General features: G+C 60.2%; 11 protein-coding genes and 1 tRNA gene. 10 read left to right on the top strand and 2 right to left on the bottom strand.

The features are described from left to right. The 9 genes from AC1D0I_RS28340 to AC1D0I_RS28300 all read left to right on the top strand — a co-directional run. Nucleotides 1-226, top strand: a 226-nt coding sequence (locus AC1D0I_RS28340) for a hypothetical protein (protein ID WP_477399280.1), incomplete at its 5' end; no start/stop codon positions are given. Nucleotides 227-230: 4 nt separating this feature from the next. Then, a complete protein-coding gene (locus AC1D0I_RS28335) occupies nt 231-437 on the top strand; it encodes a hypothetical protein (protein ID WP_477305917.1) in 207 nt (68 codons plus the stop codon). A 207-nt stretch (nt 438-644) separates the two neighbouring features. Then, nucleotides 645-860, top strand: coding sequence for a hypothetical protein (locus tag AC1D0I_RS28330; protein WP_457155688.1), 216 nt, complete (start codon nt 645-647; stop codon nt 858-860). Between the two features lie 116 nt (nt 861-976). After that, nucleotides 977-1336 (top strand): DUF7674 family protein, encoded by a 360-nt coding sequence (locus AC1D0I_RS28325; RefSeq protein WP_457155689.1) that lies wholly within the window; start codon nt 977-979, stop codon nt 1334-1336. Between the two features lie 250 nt (nt 1337-1586). Further along, nucleotides 1587-1651: transfer RNA gene (locus AC1D0I_RS28320), tRNA-Ser, on the top strand. A gap of 273 nt (nt 1652-1924) precedes the next feature. Next, entirely contained in the window at nt 1925-2149 is a 225-nt protein-coding gene (locus tag AC1D0I_RS28315) for a hypothetical protein (protein WP_095086203.1), read from the top strand. 179 nt (nt 2150-2328) lie between these two features. Continuing rightward, on the top strand, nt 2329-3111 hold the full coding sequence (locus AC1D0I_RS28310) for a GGDEF domain-containing protein (RefSeq protein ID WP_477399278.1): 783 nt from the start codon (nt 2329-2331) through the stop codon (nt 3109-3111). A gap of 231 nt (nt 3112-3342) precedes the next feature. Then, nucleotides 3343-4305, top strand: coding sequence for a glycosyltransferase family 4 protein (locus tag AC1D0I_RS28305; protein WP_477399276.1), 963 nt, complete (start codon nt 3343-3345; stop codon nt 4303-4305). A 119-nt stretch (nt 4306-4424) separates the two neighbouring features. Beyond that, entirely contained in the window at nt 4425-5651 is a 1227-nt protein-coding gene (locus AC1D0I_RS28300; RefSeq protein ID WP_477399274.1) for an anion transporter, read from the top strand. A gap of 95 nt (nt 5652-5746) precedes the next feature. On the opposite strand, the gene AC1D0I_RS28295 is transcribed toward AC1D0I_RS28300, so the two are convergent. Further along, complete coding sequence (locus tag AC1D0I_RS28295) at nt 5747-6334, bottom strand: TetR/AcrR family transcriptional regulator (RefSeq protein ID WP_477399273.1); 588 nt, start codon at nt 6332-6334, stop codon at nt 5747-5749. Nucleotides 6335-6421: 87 nt separating this feature from the next. Here AC1D0I_RS28295 and AC1D0I_RS28290 point away from each other — a divergent pair, with 87 nt between their 5' ends. Further along, nucleotides 6422-7324 carry a crotonase/enoyl-CoA hydratase family protein gene (locus tag AC1D0I_RS28290; RefSeq protein WP_477399271.1) on the top strand — a complete coding sequence of 301 codons (903 nt, stop codon included), beginning with the start codon at nt 6422-6424 and terminating at the stop codon, nt 7322-7324. Here the strand turns inward: AC1D0I_RS28290 and AC1D0I_RS28285 are convergent. Then, entirely contained in the window at nt 7270-7578 is a 309-nt protein-coding gene (locus tag AC1D0I_RS28285) for a cupredoxin domain-containing protein (RefSeq protein ID WP_477399269.1), read from the bottom strand. The genes AC1D0I_RS28290 and AC1D0I_RS28285 overlap by 55 nt on opposite strands. Between the last annotated feature and the right edge of the window lie 4 nt (nt 7579-7582).

Raw genomic sequence — 7582 nt, 5'->3', positions numbered from 1 at the left:
GCCCGACACGCGCACGATGAGCTGCGAGCAGCTTCAGCAGTTGATCCAGAGCCGGCACGCCGTGGTGCTGACCACCGGCCCCAACACATATGACCGCTATGTGCGCCAGTTCGGCAATGAGTGCGACTGGCCCGACGTGCCGATGTCCGCCGCCGTTCCAACCCGCGACGGCCAATGCCGCGTCTATCACTGTGAGGAACCGAGCTACAATCTACTGGTGCGATAACGCCATGAAGGTGGGGATTCACAGAATCGCGGTTTCGATCTATATTGCCGGCATGGACGCGATCTTCGATGACCTGTCGAACGCCATCAGGGAGCCCCGTGGGGATGCCTGGAGCGCTGTCCGCGCCTTCGCCCTAGACTTTGCCGGCAAGCTGCTCATGGGCGTTGCTATCGGCCTTGGTGTCGGTATTGGAATGGCGATCGCCGGGTAGCCAGCCTGGGAGAATTTTGTTTTTAGCACGGCGCCGTTGCGCCGAAGCCAGCGCGCGGTCCCTACAAGAAGCTGCCGAAATAGGCGAATAGGTAAGGCTTTAAGCACTCGCTAACCTAAGAACACTTCCCGCCCGTTACATGACCCTAAGGCCAGCTTGAATGTGCCACGGCGTTGCGCGACTGTCGCCGCGAGGGGAGTGTGAGCAATGCAACGCAAGGGAAAGGCGCGGCCCTTCGTACCGACTGAAATCCACGTCGGCACCATCACGGACAATGCGGGTGTGATTGGGGTTCTCTCAATTCACACAACCGAAGGTCTGTTAGATATTGCGCTGGACGTTCAGTCAGCCAACGCCATCGTGAGCGCTATTCATCAAATCCGGTCAAAGCTGGAGCCGAACGGCCCCCAGATTTCAAACTGAGACACTACCTGTTTGCGAGAAGATGGACGCCGTCGCGCCGAAGCCGGGGTGGCACGCCCATATAGAAAGCTTTGGAGAACTGACGAGCGGGCATGTCCAGTCGGAAATACATAGATATGATCGCCGATCAGACACCAGAGTTGCGCCATACGCTCCGCGACTTCGCCGCTCAATGGGCCCCCTCTGCATTTCCATCAACAATTGCCGCCGCAGAATTGGCGGAGACCTTGATATCGAATCTGGGGAAGACCCCAGAGAACGTTGTCAAAGGCGTTTTCCAATTATGCGAAGAGGGCTTGCGAGAGAGCTCGGCCAAAGACAATGCTGACATTGCTACCTTTCTTGAGGCCTTACAGAACGCCGCTGACCGGGGTGACTTCGATTTCGCTACGATTGTCGAGTTTCTGGGGCCAGCCTCTAAAGAATATTGCAGAGGCATGGACCGCTTTTATGGATCGACAACTGCGGGCCTCTAGCCCCAAATTTCAAACTGAGACACTACCCATCGCTGGAGACATAGCCGACTAAGCGGGAACGGCGTATAAGCCGAAACCGAAGCTAAGCATCGCGAGCAACAACAACAACATCGCGATGACGCCGACGCCACACGCGAGACCTAGCCAGAATACAGTTCGCCCCTCATGCCGCTACACTAGCGCCGGCAATGGTGAACCGAGAAAGTACGTAACTGTTACAGATATTGCGGCACGCTTTTTGTCAGCAAAGGGAAGCGGTACAAAACCGGCCTTCTAAGCCGATGGTCACAGGTTCGAATCCTGTCGGGATCGCCAATAATTTCAAAGGCTTGTACCGTTTATCCTGATCAGGGCCGCTAAATCTGCCATCTCGCGACTGCCAGCGCCACCACCTTGTGCAACAAGGAGGTTGTGCCTGGGTTCGGCGCAGCGATCCGGAATTATTTCGTGATCCGGCGGGGTTGGAACCATAGCTCCCACCACGCGTTCGGGGCCTTGTATTCGCGGTGCCTCATAAGAAGGCAATGTGCGGGCCGACGAATGGGGTGGGGTAAAACAAGCGCGGGTTGGGGGAGGAGAAGCCAGGTTATGTCGAAACGCGAGATTGGAACGTCCCCCGCCTTGGGGCGGCGTATCGCTGAACTCAAGGCCAGAATGCAGGATGCCGAAATTTCCGACCATGAGATGAAAACGTTTCACAAGGTCGCCGCCATCATGGGGGCAGGCGACGGCTCCCTACGACTGGATGCCGACGACTTGATCGCGGCATCGTTCGTTGCCGAGGCGCTGGGTGGACCAGCGCCCAACCGCTGACATTCAGGAGTCCTGCACGAAGTCCAGCAGAGCGACGGTTTTCACCCGCGGGAGCGAGCACGGCTGCCGTCGGTGGCCGTTGTGTTGTCGTGTCTGCCGATATCGAATTGGAAGGAAAGTCTTATCAATTTGTTTGCGTTGCTGCGTCATAGTAGCAGTGGCTAACGGAGTGGAGCGCGATGAGGATCGATGTGTCGCCGACGAGCTGGGGCAGGGTAATCGCTGTCACGGCAGCCGGTACGGCATTCTTCATCGCCGTGGCGTTCTTCGTCGATTCCTTCAATTTCCCCTATCTTTCACCCGAGGCACTCTGGCGGGCGCAACTGACCGATCTGATGTTGCCCTTGGTGCTGGGCGGCTCGTTTCTGTTTTTCTTGATGTGGAAGATCCGCCAGCTGGCCATCGCCCAGCGTGATCTAAGCATCGTTGCCGCGACCGACAGCTTGACGGCAGTGCTGAACCGCGGCGCCTTCTCGATGCTGGTCGAAGCCTATCTCGAGCAGACTCGCAAGCAGGAGCAGGCCTATTCGGGGGCGCTGCTGATCATCGATGCTGACCATTTCAAGTCGATCAACGACCGGCACGGACATGACTGCGGAGACCAGGCGCTCAAGCTGATCGCGCAGGCGATCAAAGGCCAGCTGCGCGGCGGCGACATCGTTGGCCGCATCGGTGGCGAAGAGTTCGGCGTGTTTCTGCCTGGCGTCGATCCCTCGCATTCATGGGTGGTTGCCGAAAGCATTCGCCGGCGCATCCGTGAGACGGACTTCTCTCCGGGCGGGCGGCCATGCCCATTGTCCGTCAGCATCGGCGGCACAAGCTTTACCGGGCCGACAACCTTCGAAGAGATTTTCGTGGCTGCCGACAGGCGGCTTTACGCGGCCAAATCGAACGGGCGCGATCAAGTCAGCTTCGATCCGTCAGGGGCTTCTCTGGTGCCCAGCGGCGCCATCGTGCATTGACAGCAAGCGTGGTCATCGCAAGCTTGAACCGTCGCGTCCTGTCACGGTTGGGCACGAAAAAGCTCGGGCAACACCCTGAAGAGTAAGCTGTCGCGCTGACAGTGCTTACGCTTTGCTGACATCGCGCTAAAAAACGTTACTGCTTTCCTGAGTTCTCCAAGCGTCCGGGCCGGGGTCCAGTCACGGCCTTTCTCAATGCGGGACGGTTCAGGCAAGATCAGCGCGGCAACTATGATTCATCTGTTCAATGGTTTTCAGAACCCCTTTGGCGGTAGCGACCTCGAAACCCTGGAACTGTACCGGCTGTTGAGCGCTGACTCCGAGGTGCGTCTGTGGGCAACGTCCTCCAGGGTGTCCGGCGAGTTGATGCGGCAATTTCCAATTCGCCGCATCTCGCTGCCAAGGTGGAATGTGCCGGACAGCGGTACCTACGTCTTCCTCGGCGCGCATTGGCGCAACAAAATGTGGCCCTATCTGATTCCGCGGCCGCGCCGGCTGATCTATGTCTTCAATACCTTTCACCCGAAAGTCATCGCGCTGACGACGCGTATGCCCCGTAGGCTCAACTGGCCCGACGCCGAACTGGTGCTGATTTCCGATTTTCAAAAGCGCATGCTGCGGGTCGATGGCGTCGTGCATCCGTCGCCGATCGATATCGAACGTTTTTCACCAAAACCGGTCAAGCCCGGTCGTCCGTTCACGCTGGGACGATTGAGCCGCGACACCCCGGACAAGCATCATGCGGACGATGTGCCGCTCTACGAAGCATTGCTGGCGGATGGTGTCGCGTTGCGGATTCAGGGCGGGATGCTGCTCAAGGACAGGCTCAAACCGCATCCGCGACTCGAACTCCTTCCGCAAGGCCGCTTTGCGGCCGAAGAGTTACTGCCTACGCTCGACGTGTTCTACTATCGCACCGGCTCGCATGTGGAGACGTTCGGCCGGGTGGTGTTCGAAGCGATGGCCTGTGGTTTGCCTGTGGTCTGCCATTCGCATGGCGGCTATGCCGACCATATCAGGCATGGCAAAAACGGTTTTCTGTTCGAGACGACGCAACAGGCGCGGCAGATCCTGGCCGACCTCAAAGACGATCCGGAACTGCGGGCGACAGTGGGTCGCGAGGCGCGGCGGACCGTTGAGCAGCTGTTTTCTTCGCAGGCGCTTCGACGGCGGCTGGATTTCTATCTGCATTAGCGGCACATCGTCCCCTGGGCTTTGCGGACACCCTCGGCATCGCGCTAAAGCTGGCATGCAAACGAACCATCGGGCGGACGGGCAGCGGCGCGCCACAGACTGAGCAGGACTTCTTACCGATGACATTGATGGGCGCGGCGGCACTGCTGATTCTGATCCTGACTTACGCCGGTGTCGCCATTGGCCGCATCCCTGGCCTGCGCCTCGACCGGGCAGGGATCGCGCTGCTCGGCGGGGCCGCGATGATCGCCGTCGGCGCGCTCAGCATGGAAGATGCCTACCGCGCGATCAATTTCGACACCATCACGCTGCTGCTCGGCATGATGATCGTGGTGGCGCATCTGAAGGTCTCCGGCGCCTTTCGCGGTCTTGGCGCCGTCGCCATCGAGCATGCGCACGCGCCTTTCATGCTCCTGGTCATGGTGACGCTGCTGACCGGCGTGCTGTCGGCCTTCCTGGTCAACGATGCTATCTGCCTGGTCATGGCGCCGATCGTCGTCCACGTCACCCGCGTCATCAAGCGCAACCCCATCCCCTATCTGATCGCCACCGCCACCGCGTCGAATTGCGGCAGCGTCGCCACCATCACCGGCAATCCGCAAAACATGGTGATCGGCGCGCTGTCGGGCATTTCCTATCCTGCCTTTTCGGCGGCCCTTGCTCCGGTCGCTCTGTTTGGCCTGGTCGCGGTCATTGTCATCGTTCGCATCGTCTACAGGGCTGAATTCGCGCGCACGGCCCAATTGACCCCAGAAGTCTCGCGTGGTCGCATGCACAAGGGACAGGTGCTGAAGGCGGTGGTGGTCTGCATCGGATTGGCCATCGCCTTCTTCGCCGGCGTGCCCGTCGCCAAGGCGGCACTCATTGGCGGTGCCATCCTCTTGCTCACCCGTGCCATCAAACCGGAACGCATCTACCGCGAGATCGACGGGCCGCTGCTGTTCATGTTCGCCGGTCTGTTCGTGGTTGTTGCCGGCGCGGAAAAGACGCTGCTGACGCCAGACATGATCGCCTCGGCAAAGAACCTTGGGCTCAACGATGTCTGGCGCCTGTCCGGCTTCACCGCGGTGCTCTCCAACATCATGAGCAATGTCCCGGCCGTGCTGGCGCTGCGGCCCTTCATACCCGGCCTTGAAAATCCCGAACGTGCCTGGCTGGTGGTCGCCATGAGCTCGACGCTGGCCGGCAATTTCACGCTGCTCGGTTCGGTCGCCAACCTGATTGTCGCCGAGCAGGCAAGGACCGCCGGCACGCAGCTGTCGTTCGGCGCCTTCTTCAAGGTCGGCTTGCCGCTGACATTGACAACGCTGGTGGTCGGCACGGCATGGCTGGCGTTTGGATTCTAATGCATGTCGCTCAAAAGTGGCCCCGGTTTTGGGAGAACGACATGCATGAAAAGACCTAAAGCGCGTTGCCTGAATCCGTTCAAACGCGACGCGCTTTAGACCTGGTTGCTTGCAATTCGGGCCCGGACAAGCGTCGCCGCGGCACGGCCGGCTGCCTCGATATAGTCGGGGTTGCGGTGGATCAGCATGATCGAAAAGCAGCCATCTATCAGCAAAACGATCTCGCGTGCCAGGGCTTGCGGCTCCTCGACGCCCCGGTCGGACAACGCGCCAGCCAGCCATGTTTCAAAATTTGACTTATGCCGCGACCCGACCTTGATCGCCGGGTGTCCAGGCATCGAGGCGAGTTCCGCGGCCGTGCGCAGGAAGCCGCATCCTTTCCATTTCGGATGGTGGGCGGCCTTTGCCAGATTGGCGAAGATCGCCTCGACCTTGCGATCCACACCGCCTTCGGCGGCATCGAACCAGCCGGCCATCCGCTTCAGATTGGGTTGGTCGCGGCCATCGAGATAGGCGGCGATCAGGTCGTCCTTGCTCTTGAAGTGGTAATAAAGCGTCCGCTTGGTGAGCCCGGCTTCCTCGGCAACGGCATCGACGCTGACGCGGCCGATGCCTTCCGCGTAAAACAGTCTTGTCGCGGCATCGACAATACGTTTGCGGGTGGGGCTTTGCGCTTCAGGCATCAACCTATGTATACCGACTAGTGAATATACACAAGCGACGAAGGGCGTAACCTTCCCAGCCATGGGTACGCTGGAGAAGGAAGCCAAATGACCGATCTTGTCCTCAACGAAACCAGGGATGGGATTGCCATTGCCATCCTCACTCTCAACCGGCCGGAGAAGCTCAACGCGTTGAACTATGCCTTGGTCGATCGCCTGCTCGCGGTCCTCGACGACATTGAAGTCGATGCCCGCGTTCGGGCGGTCATTCTTACCGGAGCAGGGGAGCGGTCGTTTTCGGCGGGTGGCGACATCCACGAATTCTCGGCCAGTGTGGCGCTTGGCGTCGATGTCGCGATGCGTGACTTTGTGATGCGCGGGCAGCGGCTGACGGCAAGGCTGGAAGCATTCCGCAAACCCGTCATCGCCGCCGTCAACGGCATTGCCTTTGGCGGCGGCTGCGAAATCACCGAGGCCGTGCCGCTGGCCTTCGCCAGCGAACGCGCCCTGTTCGCCAAGCCGGAAATCAGCCTTGCGATGCCGCCGACCTTTGGCGGAACGCAGCGCCTGCCCAGGCTCGCCGGGCGCAAGCGGGCGCTCGAACTGCTTTTGACCGGCGATTGGTTTCTGCCGCAGCGCGCCCTTGAACTTGGCCTCGTCAACCAGGTGGTGCCGCATGGCGATTTGATGCCGGCCGCAATTGGCCTCGCCAAGCGTATCCTGCGGCACTCCGATCTTGCGATCGCGTGCATCCTCACAGCGGTGGCGCGCGGCCTCAACATGAGCGTCGCGGAAGGCCTGCTGGTCGAAGCCGAGCAGTTTGCCCGCTTGGCTCCGACCGCCGACCTGCGCGAAGGGCTGGATGCCTGGCTGACGTGCCGCGAGCCCCGCTATGTCGGCTCATGGACGCACATCGCGCGGCCTGACGAGGCCAGGCGGGCCTCGTTGGCACTGGATCAGGGCGCCACCACCAAACGGCCTTTCATGTTGGGGTGGAAACGGCAGAAATAATCGACCGTCTCTGCCTTCTGAAGGGTGAGGCTCGCGGACTTTTTCGGCGGGATCGTCACCTCCCAGCCGCCCTTGACGGTCGCCGTGTGGGCGAACACGTCCATGTTCACCCACTCGATCGTGTCGCCGACCTTGGCCTCGACGGTGGCTGGCGAGAACACCAGCTTGTTGATGGTGACCTGGATGGTTTCAGCCTGTGCCGGAACGATGCTGATGGCCATCGTCAGCGCGATCCATAGATGGCGTTTCGACATACTG

Source organism: Mesorhizobium sp. P2_D1 (assembly GCF_056404455.1).
This window is presented reverse-complemented; position numbering and strand designations above follow the sequence as displayed.

What these genes read in the sequence shown, in the direction of transcription:
- AC1D0I_RS28310 (WP_477399278.1), top strand. Translation starts at nt 2,329, where the DNA reads ATGAGGATCGATGTGTCGCCGACGAGCTGGGGCAGGGTAATCGCTGTC.
- AC1D0I_RS28285 (WP_477399269.1), bottom strand. Translation starts at nt 7,578, where the DNA reads ATGTCGAAACGCCATCTATGGATCGCGCTGACGATGGCCATCAGCATC.
- AC1D0I_RS28335 (WP_477305917.1), top strand. Translation starts at nt 231, where the DNA reads ATGAAGGTGGGGATTCACAGAATCGCGGTTTCGATCTATATTGCCGGC.
- AC1D0I_RS28290 (WP_477399271.1), top strand. Translation starts at nt 6,422, where the DNA reads ATGACCGATCTTGTCCTCAACGAAACCAGGGATGGGATTGCCATTGCC.
- AC1D0I_RS28305 (WP_477399276.1), top strand. Translation starts at nt 3,343, where the DNA reads ATGATTCATCTGTTCAATGGTTTTCAGAACCCCTTTGGCGGTAGCGAC.
- AC1D0I_RS28330 (WP_457155688.1), top strand. Translation starts at nt 645, where the DNA reads ATGCAACGCAAGGGAAAGGCGCGGCCCTTCGTACCGACTGAAATCCAC.
- AC1D0I_RS28295 (WP_477399273.1), bottom strand. Translation starts at nt 6,334, where the DNA reads ATGCCTGAAGCGCAAAGCCCCACCCGCAAACGTATTGTCGATGCCGCG.
- AC1D0I_RS28325 (WP_457155689.1), top strand. Translation starts at nt 977, where the DNA reads ATGATCGCCGATCAGACACCAGAGTTGCGCCATACGCTCCGCGACTTC.
- AC1D0I_RS28300 (WP_477399274.1), top strand. Translation starts at nt 4,425, where the DNA reads ATGACATTGATGGGCGCGGCGGCACTGCTGATTCTGATCCTGACTTAC.
- AC1D0I_RS28315 (WP_095086203.1), top strand. Translation starts at nt 1,925, where the DNA reads ATGTCGAAACGCGAGATTGGAACGTCCCCCGCCTTGGGGCGGCGTATC.